This window comes from Kosakonia cowanii JCM 10956 = DSM 18146, assembly GCF_001975225.1.
Lineage (GTDB): Bacteria > Pseudomonadota > Gammaproteobacteria > Enterobacterales > Enterobacteriaceae > Kosakonia > Kosakonia cowanii.
Genome location: NZ_CP019445.1, coordinates 211363 through 226018, shown reverse-complemented (window position 1 = coordinate 226018; position 14656 = coordinate 211363). Strand labels below are relative to the sequence as shown.

The 14656-nt window shown below is 57.0% G+C and carries 15 protein-coding genes; 6 read left to right on the top strand and 9 right to left on the bottom strand.

Translation table 11 applies throughout. The features are described 5' to 3' along the window. Positions 1–72: 72 nt before the first annotated feature. The 4 genes from pfkA (at position 73) to BWI95_RS01040 (ending at position 4420) form a co-directional block, all read left to right on the top strand. Complete coding sequence (pfkA, locus tag BWI95_RS01055; RefSeq protein ID WP_076768847.1) at positions 73–1035, top strand: 6-phosphofructokinase; 963 nt, start codon at positions 73–75, stop codon at positions 1033–1035. A gap of 146 nt (positions 1036–1181) precedes the next feature. Then, the gene (locus BWI95_RS01050; RefSeq protein ID WP_054804134.1) at positions 1182–2171 is read left to right on the top strand and encodes a sulfate ABC transporter substrate-binding protein; all 990 of its coding nucleotides are present in this window, start codon (positions 1182–1184) and stop codon (positions 2169–2171) included. 112 nt (positions 2172–2283) lie between these two features. Next, positions 2284–3042 (top strand): CDP-diacylglycerol diphosphatase, encoded by a 759-nt coding sequence (locus BWI95_RS01045; protein ID WP_054804133.1) that lies wholly within the window; start codon positions 2284–2286, stop codon positions 3040–3042. A gap of 73 nt (positions 3043–3115) precedes the next feature. Next, on the top strand, positions 3116–4420 hold the full coding sequence (locus BWI95_RS01040) for an SLC13 family permease (protein WP_054804132.1): 1305 nt from the start codon (positions 3116–3118) through the stop codon (positions 4418–4420). 36 nt (positions 4421–4456) lie between these two features. Here the strand turns inward: BWI95_RS01040 and tpiA are convergent, their stop codons facing one another. Then, complete coding sequence (tpiA, locus tag BWI95_RS01035; protein ID WP_023479339.1) at positions 4457–5224, bottom strand: triose-phosphate isomerase; 768 nt, start codon at positions 5222–5224, stop codon at positions 4457–4459. Between the two features lie 107 nt (positions 5225–5331). After that, entirely contained in the window at positions 5332–5931 is a 600-nt protein-coding gene (locus tag BWI95_RS01030; protein WP_054804131.1) for a DUF1454 family protein, read from the bottom strand. Between the two features lie 113 nt (positions 5932–6044). Between BWI95_RS01030 and BWI95_RS01025 the strand changes: the two genes are divergently transcribed. Continuing rightward, positions 6045–6464 carry a DUF805 domain-containing protein gene (locus BWI95_RS01025; RefSeq protein WP_054804130.1) on the top strand — a complete coding sequence of 140 codons (420 nt, stop codon included), beginning with the start codon at positions 6045–6047 and terminating at the stop codon, positions 6462–6464. Here the strand turns inward: BWI95_RS01025 and fpr are convergent, their stop codons facing one another. From fpr to BWI95_RS01005, 4 genes are all read right to left on the bottom strand, one after another. Then, positions 6465–7211 carry a ferredoxin--NADP(+) reductase gene (fpr, locus tag BWI95_RS01020; RefSeq protein WP_042717039.1) on the bottom strand — a complete coding sequence of 249 codons (747 nt, stop codon included), beginning with the start codon at positions 7209–7211 and terminating at the stop codon, positions 6465–6467. A 96-nt stretch (positions 7212–7307) separates the two neighbouring features. Next, a complete protein-coding gene (gene glpX, locus BWI95_RS01015) occupies positions 7308–8318 on the bottom strand; it encodes a class II fructose-bisphosphatase (protein ID WP_042717041.1) in 1011 nt (336 codons plus the stop codon). Positions 8319–8425: 107 nt separating this feature from the next. Beyond that, positions 8426–9934, bottom strand: a complete 1509-nt coding sequence (gene glpK, locus BWI95_RS01010) for a glycerol kinase GlpK (protein WP_076768846.1) — start codon at positions 9932–9934, stop codon at positions 8426–8428. Positions 9935–9955: 21 nt separating this feature from the next. Next, on the bottom strand, positions 9956–10807 hold the full coding sequence (locus BWI95_RS01005; protein WP_023479322.1) for an MIP/aquaporin family protein: 852 nt from the start codon (positions 10805–10807) through the stop codon (positions 9956–9958). Positions 10808–11300: 493 nt separating this feature from the next. Here BWI95_RS01005 and zapB point away from each other — a divergent pair, with 493 nt between their 5' ends. Next, positions 11301–11546, top strand: a complete 246-nt coding sequence (zapB, locus tag BWI95_RS01000; protein ID WP_023479321.1) for a septal ring assembly protein ZapB — start codon at positions 11301–11303, stop codon at positions 11544–11546. Positions 11547–11740: 194 nt separating this feature from the next. Here the strand turns inward: zapB and rraA are convergent, their stop codons facing one another. From rraA to hslU, 3 genes are all read right to left on the bottom strand, one after another. Next, the gene (gene rraA / locus BWI95_RS00995; RefSeq protein ID WP_023479360.1) at positions 11741–12226 is read right to left on the bottom strand and encodes a ribonuclease E activity regulator RraA; all 486 of its coding nucleotides are present in this window, start codon (positions 12224–12226) and stop codon (positions 11741–11743) included. A 92-nt stretch (positions 12227–12318) separates the two neighbouring features. Beyond that, a complete protein-coding gene (menA, locus tag BWI95_RS00990) occupies positions 12319–13248 on the bottom strand; it encodes a 1,4-dihydroxy-2-naphthoate polyprenyltransferase (RefSeq protein WP_023479363.1) in 930 nt (309 codons plus the stop codon). Between the two features lie 66 nt (positions 13249–13314). Then, positions 13315–14649: an HslU--HslV peptidase ATPase subunit gene (gene hslU, locus BWI95_RS00985; protein WP_023479328.1), complete on the bottom strand. Its 1335-nt coding sequence runs from the start codon at positions 14647–14649 to the stop codon at positions 13315–13317. Between the last annotated feature and the right edge of the window lie 7 nt (positions 14650–14656).

Below are 14656 nucleotides of genomic sequence, written 5' to 3'. Positions count from 1 at the left end.
GTTGTTCGCTCCCCGTGGGAGTTGCTTCGGGCCACAGAATTTTATTTTGCATTCCTAAGTTCAGAGGTAGTCATGATTAAAAAAATCGGTGTGTTGACAAGCGGCGGTGATGCGCCAGGCATGAATGCCGCCATCCGCGGCGTTGTCCGTGCAGCATTAACAGAAGGTCTGGAAGTTGCAGGTATCTACGACGGCTACCTGGGCCTGTATGAAGACCGGATGATCCAGCTCGACCGCTACAGCGTGTCTGACATGATCAACCGCGGCGGTACCTTCCTCGGCTCTGCCCGCTTCCCGGAGTTCCGCGAAGAGCATATCCGTGCCGTGGCTATCGAAAATATGAAAAAGCGCGGCATTGACGCGCTGGTCGTTATCGGCGGCGACGGCTCCTACATGGGCGCGAAGCGCCTGACCGAAATGGGCTTCCCGTGCATCGGTCTGCTGGGCACCATCGATAACGACGTTGCCGGTACCGACTACACCATCGGCTACTTCACTGCGCTGCAAACCGTGGTTGAAGCGATTGACCGCCTGCGCGACACCTCCTCTTCACACCAGCGTATCTCCATCGTTGAAGTGATGGGCCGTTACTGTGGCGATCTGACCCTGGCCGCAGCCATTGCCGGCGGGTGTGAGTTTATCGTTCTGCCGGAAGTGGAGTTCAACCGCGAAGACCTGGTAGCCGAGATCAAAGCTGGTATCGCCAAAGGTAAAAAACACGCGATTGTGGCGATCACCGAGCACATCTGCGATATCGACGAGCTGGCGAAGTATATTGAGAGCGAAACGCAGCGCGAAACTCGCGCGACCGTGCTGGGCCACATCCAGCGTGGCGGTTCGCCGGTGCCTTACGACCGCATACTTGCCTCCCGCATGGGTTCCTACGCTATCGATCTGCTGCTGCAGGGCTACGGCGGTCGCTGCGTCGGCATCCAGAACGAAAAAATGGTGCATCACGACATCATCGACGCGATTGAAAACATGAAGCGTCCGTTCAAAGGCGACTGGCTGGACTGCGCCAAAAAGCTCTACTGATACGCAATACGCCCTCGTTGCTGAGGGCGTTTTTTTACCGCAATATATTCCTCAAAGTTATAGCCAATCTTTTTTTATTCTTTAATCATCGGATCCCTTTCTGGCAGGCTGGTGTCATCAAAATTGACAACCGAAGAGAGCGGGCAATGAATAAATGGGGCGTGGGCTTAACGCTGCTGCTGGCTTCCAGCAGCGTACTGGCAAAAGATATTCAACTATTGAACGTGTCTTACGATCCGACGCGTGAACTGTACGAGCAGTACAACAAAGCGTTCAGCGCGCACTGGAAACAGGAGACCGGCGACAATGTGGTGATCCGCCAGTCGCACGGCGGCTCCGGCAAACAGGCGACTTCGGTTATCAACGGTATTGACGCCGATGTGGTGACGCTGGCGCTGGCCTATGACGTCGACGCGATTGCCGAACGCGGTCGTATCGATAAAAACTGGATCAAACGCCTGCCCGACAACTCTGCACCCTACACTTCGACCATTGTCTTCCTGGTGCGTAAAGGCAACCCGAAACAGATTCATGACTGGAACGATCTGGTAAAACCGGGCGTCTCCGTTATCACGCCGAACCCGAAAAGCTCCGGTGGCGCACGCTGGAACTACCTGGCGGCCTGGGGCTACGCTCTGCATCAGAACGGCGGCGATCAGGCTAAAGCGCAGGAGTTTGTTAAAGCGCTGTACAAAAACGTCGAAGTGCTCGACTCCGGCGCGCGCGGCGCGACCAACACCTTCGTGGAACGCGGGATTGGCGATGTGCTGATTGCGTGGGAAAACGAAGCGCTGCTGGCGACCAAAGAACTGGGCAAAGATAAGTTTGAGATCGTCACCCCGAGTGAATCTATCCTCGCCGAGCCGACCGTGTCGGTGGTCGATAAAGTTGCGGATAAAAAGGGCACTCAGAAAGTGGCGGAAGCCTATCTGAAATATCTCTACTCGCCAGAAGGGCAGGAGATTGCCGCGAAGAACTTCTACCGCCCGCGTGATGCGCAGGTTGCGGCGAAGTACGCCAGCGAATTCCCGAAACTGAAATTGTTCACCATTGATGATGTGTTCGGCGGCTGGAGCAAGGCGCAGAAAGAGCACTTCGCCAACGGCGGCACCTTTGATGAGATCAGCAAACGCTAATTTTTACTGTTAAACCAGCCGGATGGCGTCAGTGCTATCCGGCAAAATCGATGTGTCACTTCGTTTAATTTTTGCGCTATTATGCCGTTTCTTTCAGCAAAGGAAGCGGAAAATGAAAACTGTTAAACGTCTTATGATTGCCCTGCTGGTCCTGATTGTCGTTGCAGCCGCAGGTGTATGGATTTGGATGAAGTTCACCAGCAACCCGGACGCGTTGCGCCAAATCGTCTTTCAGCAGTGCCTGCCCAATATGCGTAATCACAACAACCCCGCACCCTGCGAGCAGGTTAATTTCAAAAACGGCTATGTGTTAATGAAGGACCGCAACGGCCCGTTGCAGTATTTGTTAATGCCCACCTATCTGGTTAACGGCACCGAAAGCCCGGTACTGCTTAAGTCTGCTACGCCGAACTTCTTCTGGCAGTCCTGGCAATCACGCGATGTGATGAGCACTCGGCGCGGCAGTCCGATCCCGGATGAGGCGGTCTCGCTGGCGATTAACTCCCGCTCTGGCCGCACGCAGAACCATTTCCATATTCATATCTCCTGCCTGCGTACCGACGTGCGCGAAAAGCTTGATGAGAATGCCGGGCGCATCAGTAGCCAGTGGCTGGTGTTTCCCGGCGGGCTGCTTGGGCATGAGTATTTAGCCCGGCGTGTAACGGCGGCAGAGCTGGCGCAGCGTAGCCCCTTCCTGATGCTGGCGGAAGAGGTGCCGGATGCGAAAGCACATATGGGTCGCTTTGCACTGGCGTTGGCGCAGCAGTCGGACGGCTCGTTTGTGCTGCTGGCGACAGAGCGAAATCTGCTGGCGTTAAACCGCGCATCGGCGGAAGAGATTCAGGATCATCAGTGCGAGATCCTCAAATAACCCCACCATAATTCGCATTTACTCACTCTGCCTGTCCCCGTAGACTTGCTGAAAAAATCTACAGGAGACAGGCATGTCGCTCTGGCTTTCACACCCTCTGTTCCTTCCCTCTGTTATCGTCGGTATCACTATTATTCTCTGGGCGACGTCGCTGTTGCCGGAGTTCATCACTGCGCTGCTCTTTTTCACCGCTGCGATGATCGCGAAAATCGCGCCGCCGGAGGTGATTTTTGGCGGTTTTGCTTCGTCCGCTTTCTGGCTGGTGTTTAGCGGTTTTGTGCTTGGCGTGGCTATCCGTAAGACCGGGTTGGCGGATCGCGCGGCGCGGGCGCTGTCGGCGAAGATGACCGGCTCCTGGCCGCAGATGGTGGCAAGCGTGGTGCTGCTCAGCTATGCGCTGGCGTTTGTTATGCCCTCCAACATGGGGCGAATTGCGCTGTTAATGCCGATTGTCGCGGCGATGGCGGCACGCGCTGGCATCAATGAGGGCACGCGCGCGTGGTATGGCCTGGCGCTGGCGGTTGGCTTCGGCACCTTTCAACTTTCGGCAACCATTCTGCCTGCCAACGTTCCCAATCTGGTGATGAGCGGCGCGGCGGAAGGCTCCTACGGTATCCATCTCAACTATTTGCCATATCTGCTGCTGCACACGCCGGTGCTGGGGATCCTGAAAGGTGCAATTCTGATTGGCCTGATCTGCTGGCTCTTTCCCGGTAAACCGCAGGCGATGCGCGAAGCGCTGCCTTCTACGCCCATGAGCGGGGATGAGAAGCGGCTCGCGTGGCTGCTGGCGGTGGTGCTGACGCTGTGGGTAACGGAGAGCTGGCACGGCATTGGCCCGGCGTGGACCGGGCTGGCAGCCGCTTTCGTTACGCTGCTACCGCGCGTTGGCTTTATCTCCGGCGATGAGTTCTCCAGCGGGGTAAATATCCGCACCTGCATCTATGTCGCCGGGATTTTGGGGCTGGCGATCACCGTGACGCAAACCGGTATCGGTAGCGCGGTGGGCGATGCGCTGCTGCATGTGATGCCGCTCGATGCCGAACGCCCGTTCACCAGTTTTCTCGCGCTCACCGGCATTACCACCGCGCTCAATTTTATAATGACCGCCAACGGCGTCCCGGCGCTGTTTACCACGCTGGCGCAAAGCTTTGCTGACGCCACCGGTTTTCCGCTACTGTCGGTGATTATGATTCAGGTGCTGGGCTATTCGACGCCGCTATTGCCCTATCAGGCTTCGCCGATTGTGGTGGCGATGGCGCTCGGCAAAGTGCCTGCGCGCGCGGGGATGCTGCTCTGCCTGGCGCTGGCGCTGGTGAGTTATCTGCTGTTGCTGCCGCTTGATTACGCGTGGTTTAAAGTACTGGGGAAATTGTAGAAGAGACCCTCTCCCGGGCGGGAGAGGGTAGCAGCATTACGCCTGTTTAGCGGCTTCAGCAGCTTTAACGATCACTGCGAAGGCGTCGGCTTTCAGGGAAGCACCGCCAACCAGCGCGCCGTCGATATCCGGCTGGGCAAAGAGTTCTGCCGCGTTGCTGGCGTTAACAGAACCGCCGTACTGGATGATCACTTGCTCAGCCACTTTCGCGTCGGCTTTAGCAATGTGGTCACGGATAAATTTGTGCACGGCCTGAGCCTGCGCCGGGGTAGCGGATTTGCCGGTACCGATCGCCCAAACGGGTTCGTACGCGATAACCACGCCTTCGAACGCGCTCGCGCCCTGCGTTTTCAGCACGGCATCGATCTGGCGAGCGCACACTTCTTCGGTTTTACCCGCTTCGTTTTCCGCTTCAGTTTCACCGATGCACAGCACCGGAACCAGACCCTGCTCTTTCAGCACGGCGAATTTTTTCGCGATCAGCTCATCGGATTCAGCGTGGTAAGTACGACGCTCAGAGTGGCCGATGATGATGTATTTAGCGCCGATATCTTTCAGCATTTCAGCGGAGGTTTCGCCGGTGAACGCGCCAGAGAGGTTGGTATCAACATTCTGCGCGCCGAGGATGATGTGGCTGCCGTCAGCGGCGTGTTTTGCCAGATCCAGGTAGAGGTTCGGCGGCGCAATCGCCACGCCGCAGCCTGAAACGCCCGCCAGTTCGGTACGCAGGTTGGCAATCAGTTCGTTAACCATGTGGCGGCTGCCGTTCAACTTCCAGTTACCCATCACTAAAGGATGTCGCATTTTTACTCTCCACGCGCTTGGCGAATTAATGAAAATGGCCGCCCGTCAGGGCAGCATGGTCTGAGAAACAGTATAGAGATCCCTCCCCTGAAAGGCTTTGCTTTTTGTCATTTATTGTTCCCTTCGAGAGGTTCAGATAGCGTCAGCTTAATCGGTTCAACCGCGAAGGTTAGCCCCTTTTCGCCGTTGTCTGCCACCACATAGCGCACCGCGCCTTCCGTCTCAGCGTAGTAGGCCTTGCTTTTGCCATTGGTCAGCAGCTTTTGTACTTTTTGCATGCTTTGCGCCGCGGTCATGGTCGGAGAGAAGGCGCGGATAAAGGCGCTCATATACTCCTGCGCCTTCGCTTTCGTCGCTTTCTGCTCCGGCCCCTGCACCGGCAGCCAGGTGATCTGCATCGATTTGATCTTTAACGTGCCGCGCTCAAGCGCCGTGGAGGCATAGAGATAATCGTTGATGCGCGTAGCCGCGCGCGTCAGGTTGGCGCGATCGCTGCGGCTATCAACAGCGCGAAACTCGTTCAGCGCAAGCGTGGGATTGTCGGTATTGAACTTCTCCCGGAACTGGCTGATCGATTCATCAAAGGTGGGGGCGCCCGGCAGTAAATAGGGCGCGGTGACGGCGGCTGGCGCCTCTTCTGCCCAACCCGGCGCGCAGAACGCCAGCGCGGAAAAGAGCAGCCAAAAGTGGTAACGCCGTGCTTTCATTCACATCCCCCTCTGTAGAGTGTGCTGACGATTAAAACGAGATTGGGCGGCCTTGTCAAAAACTCCCGCCGCCAGGGTACACTAGCCGCTATTACGATAATAAGGAACCTTACATGGGCATACAGCAGTGGTTGTTTTCGTTTAAGGGGCGCATTGGACGCCGCGATTTCTGGATCTGGATGGTGCTGTGGGTGGTGAGCATGACCCTGCTGTTTGTGCTGGCGAATGGCGGCATGCTCGATTTTCAGACGGCGGCGTTTATTCTCGTCTGCCTGATCTGGCCGACCGCCTGCGTGATGGTCAAACGGCTGCACGATCGCGGTCGTCACGGCGGCTGGGCGCTGCTGATGGTGCTGGCGTGGATGCTGCTGTCAGGTAACTGGACGATGCTCGACGGCACGCTGGCGTGGGCGGTGGGACGCCTGATCCCGGTGGCGATTATTGTGGTAATGATGATCGACCTGGGCGCGATGATCGGCACCCAGGACAAAAACCGTTTTGGCAGCGAGACGCTCGAGGTGAAGTTCCGCTGATTACCAGTAGTGCTCAGCGGTGATATGCCCCGGACGGCGGCGCAGGTGTTTGGCCATCTGCCGGGTATCTTTCAGCAACTGTGTGGTGTCGCGCACCATCTGCGGATTACCGCACAGCATCACATGGCTGGTCTCGGCGGTCAGTGGCAGACCTACCGCTTCCTCAAGGGCGCCACTCTCAATCAGCGCCGGCACGCGCCCGGTTAAAGAGCCGGAGAGCGTCTCGCGGCTGACCACCGTCTGAATGCGCAGCTTCCCTTCATAGCGCTTTTGCAGTTCCAGCATCAGCGGCAGGTAGCTTAAGTCCGCGCCGTAGCGCACCGCGTGCAGCAGGACGATATTTTTGAACCGTTCAAGATCTTTCCCCTCTTGCAGCATCGACAGATAAGGCCCGATGGCCGTGCCGGTCGCCAGCATCCACAGCGTCTCGCACTCCGGTACCTCTTCCAGCACGAAAAAGCCGGCGGCTTCGCTGACAATTAACAGCTCATCGCCCGGTTGCAGGGCGGCCAGGCGCGGGCTCAGTTTGCCTTCCGGAACGGTGACGAGGTAGAACTCAAGATCGGGATTGCTCGGCGCGTTGACGTAGGAGTAAGCGCGCTGCACGCGCTCGCCGTCAATCTCCAGCCCAAGCTTGGCGAACTGTCCGGCAGTGAAGGGTTGAACGGGGGCATGTACGGTGAGGCTGAAGAGTGCATCGGTCCAGAATTCCACCTTTGTGACTTTTCCTGTTACCCAATCCGCCATGGTTCTCTCCTGTTCTGTAACGTTGCCTTATCCTGGTGGTTGTCGCCTGAGATTTCCAGCCCGTGCGGGCCGGAAAGCTCAATTCAACAAATAGACTTACAGTATATGTCGTTGTACGTCCGGGTCTTTACGATCCAGATAATGGATCGATTGAATCCGGCGAATGGTGCGCGATTTACCGCGGATCAGCAGCGTCTCGGTGGTCGCCATATTGCCTTTGCGCGTAATACCATCCAGCAGATCGCCTTTGGTGATGCCGGTAGCAGAGAAGATAACATTATCGCTGCGCGCCATCTCATCGAGGCGCAGCACATTGCCCGCTTCAATGCCCATACCGCGGCAGCGTTTCAGCTCCTGCTCGCCGATACGGCGGTTCTCTTCGCTGTCGCCTTTCACCTGGTGACGCGCCAGCAGTCGGCCTTGCATATCGCCATCCAGGGCGCGGATCACCGCCGCCGACACCACGCCTTCCGGCGCGCCGCCAATCCCATACAGCACATCCACTTCGCTGTCGGGCATGCAGGTGAGGATCGAGGCGGCGACATCGCCGTCAGGAATGGCAAACACGCGCACGCCCAGCGCCTGTAACTCGGCGATGGTCGCATCATGGCGCGGCTTGGCAAGAATGGTGACCGTCAGCTCGCTGAGCGGTTTACCGAGCGCGGCGGCGATATTGCGCAGGTTGTCGGCTAAGGGCAGGTTGAGATCGATAGCGCCTCTGGCACCGGGGCCGACGATCAGCTTTTCCATATACATGTCCGGTGCGTTGAGGAAGCAGCCTTTGTCACCGACCGCCAGCACCGCCAGCGCGTTGGCCTGGCCCATCGCCGTCATGCGTGTCCCTTCAATCGGATCGACGGCAATATCCACCGCGTCGCCTTTGCCGGTGCCCACTTTCTCACCGATAAAGAGCATCGGCGCTTCGTCGATCTCCCCTTCGCCGATGACAATCGTGCCGTCAATGTTGACCTGGTTGAGCATAATGCGCATAGCGTGTACCGCTGCGCCGTCCGCCGTGTTTTTATCGCCGCGCCCCAGCCACTTATAGCCAGCCAGCGCCGCAGCTTCGGTAACACGGGAGAATTCGATGGCAAGTTCTCGTTTCATCACACACTCAGTTTTGAAAGAAATTGCGCGAAGTTTAACACAGTGAAAAGAGGAGGGGGGTGAGGCAGATGCCCCCTCCCGGCAGGGAGAGGGCATAAGTGGAGCGGTTACTCTTCGTGTTCTTCCCACGCCATCGCGCGTTTCACGGCTTTTTTCCAGCCGCTGTAGCGGAAGTTACGCTCGGTAGTTTCGATACCCGGACGGAATTCGCGCTCGATCACGGCTTTCTCCTGCAACTCATCCAGGTTCTGCCAGAAACCGACCGCCAGACCCGCCAGGTAAGCGGCACCCAGCGCGGTCACTTCGCGCACTTCCGGACGCTCAACGCGCGTGCCGAGAATGTCGGACTGGAACTGCATCAGGAAGTTATTCGCCACCGCGCCGCCATCCACACGCAGTGCGTGCAGGCGAATGCCGGAGTCAGCCTGCATCGCTTCCAGCACGTCGCGGGTCTGGAAGGCAATCGACTCCAGCGTCGCACGAATGATGTGGTTCGCGTTAACGCCGCGGGTCAGGCCGAAGATGGAGCCGCGTGCATACGGGTCCCAGTACGGCGCGCCCAGGCCGGTGAAGGCCGGAACAACGTAGACGCCGTTGGTGTCCTTCACTTTGGTAGCGAAGTACTCGGAGTCGAACGCGTCGTTAATCAGCTTCATCTCATCGCGCAGCCACTGAATGGAGGCGCCAGCCATAAACACCGCGCCCTCCAGCGCATAGTTCACTTCGCCTTTCGGGCCGCAGGCGATGGTGGTCAGCAGGCCATGATCGGATTTCACTGCCTGCTCGCCGGTGTTCATCAGCATAAAGCAGCCGGTGCCGTAAGTGTTTTTCGCCATCCCCTCTTTCACGCAGAGCTGGCCAAACAGCGCCGCCTGCTGGTCGCCCGCAATACCGGCGATAGGAATACGCGTGCCGCCTTTACCGCCGATGTTGGTCTGGCCGTACACTTCGGACGACTTACGCACCTGCGGCAGCATTGCGCGCGGGATATCCAGCACTTCCAGCATTTTGTCGTCCCACTCCAGCGTATGGATATTGAACAACATGGTGCGTGAGGCGTTGGTGTAGTCGGTGACGTGTACGCGCCCCTGGGTCATTTTCCAGATAAGCCAGGTATCGACGGTGCCGAACAGCAGTTCTCCGCGTTTAGCACGCTCGCGCGAACCTTCAACGTGGTCGAGGATCCACTTCACTTTGGTGCCGGAGAAGTAGGGGTCGATAACAAGCCCGGTGGTGCTACGGATGTAATCTTCCATGCCGTCGCGTTTGAGCTTTTCGCAGATCTCAGAGGTGCGGCGGCACTGCCAGACGATGGCGTTATGAATCGGTTTGCCGGTTTCACGCTCCCAGACAATCGCGGTTTCGCGCTGGTTGGTGATGCCGATGGCGGCAATCTCGTCGGAGTTGATATCCGCTTTCGCCAGCACTTCGACCAGCGTGGAGCTTTGTGACGCCCAAATTTCCATCGGGTCATGCTCAACCCAGCCTGGCTTCGGGTAGATTTGTTCAAATTCGCGCTGTGAAACGCTAATGATGTTGGCATCGTGGTCCATCACAACGGCGCGGGAGCTGGTAGTGCCCTGGTCGAGCGCAACGATATATTTTTTGTCAGTCATAGTTATGATCCCGTAGTCACATTACAGCGAAGCTTTTTGTTGAGCCGTGGTGGAGGCGGTGCCTTTCTCTTTCGCAGCCTCACTGGTTCCAGACGGCAGATGGCGGGCGATCAGTTTGCGATAGCTGAACGCGCCAAGCGCCGCGCCTACAATCGGCCCAAACAGCGGCACGAGGAAGTAGGGAATATCTTTGCCGCCGGTAAAGGCGACGTTACCCCAGCCAGCGAGCCAGGCGAAGGTCTTCGGTCCCAGGTCACGCGCCGGGTTCATGGCAAAGCCGGTGAGCGGACCCATGGAAGCACCAATGACCGCGATCAGCAGACCGATCAGCAGCGGCGCCATTGGGCCGCGCGGCACGCCGTTGCCATCATCGCCCAGCGCCATAATCACGCCCATCAGAATAGCGGTAATTACCATCTCAACAGCGAAGGCCTGCACAAAATTGATGTGCGGGTTGGGGTAGGTTGAAAAGATACCAGCCAGATCAAGACTTTCGACGCTGCCGCGTACCATATTGTGCGTCTGTTCGAAGTCGAGGAAAAGATTGTAGTAAAGCCCGTAAACAAGTGCAGCCGCGCAAAACGCGCCGGCAAATTGAGAAAAAATAAAAGGAACAACTTTGCGTCCGTCAAAGCTCGCGAAGAGCCAAAGTGCAATGGTTACAGCCGGATTAAGATGCGCGCCGGAAACCCCTGCGGTCAGGTAGATGGCCATCGCCACGCCCAAACCCCAGATAATACTGATTTCCCACTGGCCAAAGGTGGCACCCGCCACTTTTAACGCTGCAACACATCCCACGCCGAAGAAAATCAACAACCCGGTACCGAGAAACTCGGCAATGCACTGGCCTTTTACGGTTGGTGTCTGACTCATAATCGGATCCTGCAGAAGTTTAATGGTTATTGTAGGCATGAGGGAAACAGCACCCCCATGATGTCCTGTAGACATAGTGTTAATTTATCGTTAACGAGCAAAAACGAGAAATATCGAAATCGAAATGTGTGTACTGCGTCAATAAAATGAGCGTTTACGAGCGGCGGCGCGCGTTTTTGCACCAATACGAAATGAGAGCTGAATCATTTTTGTAACCCGGGCATTAACAATTACGGGGTAGCGAAGCGGATTGCACCAGGACGAGGACGAAAAGTGTTGCAAAGCGCAAACAGCGCCGCTCCACGCTGGACAGGGGCTGGCGCGATTCATACAATCGGTAACAAGCGAAATCCGCTCATTGTATTAAGGCGTCGCCGCTCTGCGGGACGAGGACGCTTAAAGACACGCATAATTTAGCGGGCAGAGGGGTAACCTATTTGTCTGGCGAATAATGAGGTGTAAGTCCATCAACGCCTTGCCACTCAGGAGAAGTATGACTATGTCATTAGAAGTGTTTGAGAAACTGGAAGCAAAAGTACAGCAGGCGATTGATACCATCACGCTGCTGCAGATGGAAATCGAAGAATTGAAAGAGAAGAACAACAGCCTGTCGCAGGACGTTCATTCTGCACACCAGAGCCGTGAAGAGCTGGAGCGCGAAAACCAACAGCTGCGCGAGCAGCAGCACGGCTGGCAGGAGCGTCTGCAGGCGCTGCTGGGCCGCATGGAAGAAGTGTAATTACGCTTTATCTTTCGTGCCGTAGCGGCATTGGCTGCGCACGCTCACCCCGGTCACATAGTGATCTATGCTCCCGGGGATTCACTTGCTTGCCGCCTTGCCACAACACGAAATCTTTCGCGTATTAAGCAAAATAGTTAAGCGCCATTGCATTCGGCAGCGACAAAAAAGGGCACCTTCAGGTGCCCTTTCGTTTATTCGATATCGAGAGGATCTTCGGCGAGAATAATGCCGGTGTTATCGGCATAAAGATGGTCACCGGAGAAGAAGGTCACGCCGCCGAAGTTGACGCGAATATCGCTTTCGCCAATGCCTTCGCCCGCTGCGCCAACCGGGATCGCGGCCATCGCCTGGATGCCGATATCCAGCTCTTCCAGATCGTCCACCTGGCGCACCGCGCCGTAGACCACCATCCCTTCCCACTCGTTTTGCGCCGCCAGACGCGCGAGATCGGCGTCGACTAACGCCCGGCGTACAGAACCGCCGCCGTCGACTACCAGCACGCGACCACGGCCATTCTGTTCGAGCAGATCGTAAAGCAACCCGTTATCCTCGAAACATTTCACCGTGATGATTTGCCCGCCGAAAGAGGAGCGACCGCCAAAGTTGGAGAACAGCGGTTCGACGACGTTGACCTCTTCCTGGTAGATGTCACAAAGCTCAGAAGTATCGTATTTCATAGGATTTACGTTCAGTTGCTGCGAGAGCCGTAAGTATATCGCGCATCGCGCGCTGTTGGCAAAAGCATCAATTTTTAATTGTTCTTTGGCACTCAGGCGAGCGTCTTGCTCAAAATAATCCCCAGTACAAACAGGAGATTAGTCAGCAGCGCGCCTTTCACGGTGCGTTCGAGCATCGGCGGCATCGCGCGCGGATCGCGCTCACGCAGCACATAACGTGCCTGTTTAAACAGCAGCGGTGCGGCAAGCAAAAACAGCCAGCCCCAGAGGCTGTGGAGCGAAATCAGGTTGAAGAGCGCAAAGCAGAGCAGCGCGCCCGCCAGCAAACCGGCGTGATAACGGCGGGCATTCACCGGACCTAAACGCACCACTAGCGTATGTTTACCGTTCTCGCGATCGCTATCGATATCGCGCAGGTTATTGATATTCAGCACTGCCGTCGCCAGCAAACCGCAGGCGGTCGCGGGCAGGAAGATCGCCGGAATCAGCGTATGCGCCTGCAAATACCAGCTTCCCATCACGCTTATCCAGCCGAAGAAGGTGAGCACCGAAATATCGCCCAGCCCCTGATAACCATACGGGCGCTTGCCGACGGTATAGGTGATGGCGGCGATAATCGACAGGCCGCCGAGTGCGAGGAAGCCGACAAAATCCGCCATCGTCTGGGTCGCGGCGCTTACCAGCCAGAGCCCGGACACGCAGCTCAGCACAATGACGATAAGCAGCGCGCGCTTCATCTGCCCAAGGGAGATCGCCCCTTTCTGCATCCCGCGCAGCGGGCCGATGCGATCCGGCTTATCGCTGCCTTTAATGGCATCGCCGTAATCATTCGCGAGGTTAGAGAGGATTTGCAGCAAACCGGCGGTGATCAGCGCCAGCGCCGCCACCAGCGGATCGAAGTAGCCCTGCCACCAGGCAAGCACGGTTCCCACCACGATAGCGGCAAAGGCCAGCGGCAACGTTTTCGGTCGCAGGCTTTCCAGCCATGCCTGGGTAAGGCTCAGAGAGTGCGTATCGTTCATAAGTCCGGCCAATAAAAATGGGGGCATAAGCCCCCATCGAGTGTGATGAAAAGAGTATGAGCGCGATTATAAGATAAAACGGCTCAGATCTTCATCCGCCACTAAAGCATCAAGGTGTTTACTCACATAGTCTGCATCAATGGTAATGGTTTCGCCGCCCAGATCGCTGGCGTCGTAGGAGATATCCTCCATCAAACGCTCCAGCACGGTGTGCAAACGGCGTGCGCCGATGTTCTCGGTGCTTTCGTTCACCTGCCATGCGGCCTGCGCGATACGCTTAATGCCGTCGTCGGTAAATTCGATATTCACCCCTTCGGTTGCCATCAGCGCTTTGTACTGCACGGTCACAGAAGCGTTTGGCTCGGTGAGGATGCGCTCAAAGTCTTCCGCGGTGAGCGCCTGCAGCTCAACGCGGATCGGCAGACGGCCCTGCAGTTCCGGGATCAGATCTGACGGGCTGGCAACCTGGAACGCGCCGGACGCGATAAACAGGATATGGTCAGTTTTCACCATCCCGTGTTTGGTCGACACGGTGCAGCCCTCAACCAGCGGCAGCAGGTCGCGCTGTACGCCTTCGCGGGAGACGTCCGGGCCGGAGGTGTTACCGCCGCGCTTACAGATTTTGTCGATCTCATCGATAAAGACGATACCGTGCTGCTCAACGGCTTCGATCGCTTCCTCTTTCAGCTCTTCCGGGTTCACCAGCTTCGCCGCTTCCTCTTCGATCAGCAGTTTCATCGCGTCTTTGATTTTCAGCTTACGCGGCTTCTGCTTCTGCCCGCCGAGGTTCTGGAACATCGACTGCAGCTGGTTGGTCATCTCTTCCATGCCCGGAGGCGCCATGATCTCGACGCCCATTGGCGCAGCGGCGAGATCGATCTCAATCTCTTTGTCATCCAGCTGGCCTTCGCGCAGTTTTTTACGGAAGGATTGGCGCGCCGCAGAGGGTTCTGCCGCCTGTTCCGGCTGGCCCCAGTTGTTTTTCGCCGGCGGGATCAGCACATCAAGAATGCGCTCTTCCGCCATCTCTTCGGCGCGGTAGCGGTTCCTGTCAATTGACTGGCTGCGCACCATTTTCACGGCGGCATCGGTCAAATCGCGGATAATCGAATCCACCTCTTTCCCGACATAGCCAACTTCGGTGAACTTGGTCGCTTCCACTTTGATAAACGGCGCGTTGGCGAGCTTTGCCAGACGACGGGCGATTTCGGTTTTACCAACGCCGGTCGGGCCGATCATCAGAATATTTTTTGGTGTCACTTCGTGACGCAGCTCTTCATCGAGCTGCATACGGCGCCAGCGGTTACGCAGAGCAATCGCCACAGAGCGCTTTGCCGCGTCCTGGCCGATGATGTGTTTATTCAGTTCGCTGACGATTTCGCGTGGGGTCATTTCAGACATGGGAGAT

What these genes read in the sequence shown, in the direction of transcription:
- BWI95_RS01040 (WP_054804132.1), top strand. Translation starts at nt 3,116, where the DNA reads ATGTCGCTCTGGCTTTCACACCCTCTGTTCCTTCCCTCTGTTATCGTC.
- tpiA (WP_023479339.1), bottom strand. Translation starts at nt 5,224, where the DNA reads ATGCGACATCCTTTAGTGATGGGTAACTGGAAGTTGAACGGCAGCCGC.
- BWI95_RS01045 (WP_054804133.1), top strand. Translation starts at nt 2,284, where the DNA reads ATGAAAACTGTTAAACGTCTTATGATTGCCCTGCTGGTCCTGATTGTC.
- BWI95_RS01025 (WP_054804130.1), top strand. Translation starts at nt 6,045, where the DNA reads ATGGGCATACAGCAGTGGTTGTTTTCGTTTAAGGGGCGCATTGGACGC.
- BWI95_RS01005 (WP_023479322.1), bottom strand. Translation starts at nt 10,807, where the DNA reads ATGAGTCAGACACCAACCGTAAAAGGCCAGTGCATTGCCGAGTTTCTC.
- menA (WP_023479363.1), bottom strand. Translation starts at nt 13,248, where the DNA reads ATGAACGATACGCACTCTCTGAGCCTTACCCAGGCATGGCTGGAAAGC.
- BWI95_RS01030 (WP_054804131.1), bottom strand. Translation starts at nt 5,931, where the DNA reads ATGAAAGCACGGCGTTACCACTTTTGGCTGCTCTTTTCCGCGCTGGCG.
- rraA (WP_023479360.1), bottom strand. Translation starts at nt 12,226, where the DNA reads ATGAAATACGATACTTCTGAGCTTTGTGACATCTACCAGGAAGAGGTC.
- glpX (WP_042717041.1), bottom strand. Translation starts at nt 8,318, where the DNA reads ATGAAACGAGAACTTGCCATCGAATTCTCCCGTGTTACCGAAGCTGCG.
- glpK (WP_076768846.1), bottom strand. Translation starts at nt 9,934, where the DNA reads ATGACTGACAAAAAATATATCGTTGCGCTCGACCAGGGCACTACCAGC.
- BWI95_RS01050 (WP_054804134.1), top strand. Translation starts at nt 1,182, where the DNA reads ATGAATAAATGGGGCGTGGGCTTAACGCTGCTGCTGGCTTCCAGCAGC.
- zapB (WP_023479321.1), top strand. Translation starts at nt 11,301, where the DNA reads ATGACTATGTCATTAGAAGTGTTTGAGAAACTGGAAGCAAAAGTACAG.
- pfkA (WP_076768847.1), top strand. Translation starts at nt 73, where the DNA reads ATGATTAAAAAAATCGGTGTGTTGACAAGCGGCGGTGATGCGCCAGGC.
- hslU (WP_023479328.1), bottom strand. Translation starts at nt 14,649, where the DNA reads ATGTCTGAAATGACCCCACGCGAAATCGTCAGCGAACTGAATAAACAC.
- fpr (WP_042717039.1), bottom strand. Translation starts at nt 7,211, where the DNA reads ATGGCGGATTGGGTAACAGGAAAAGTCACAAAGGTGGAATTCTGGACC.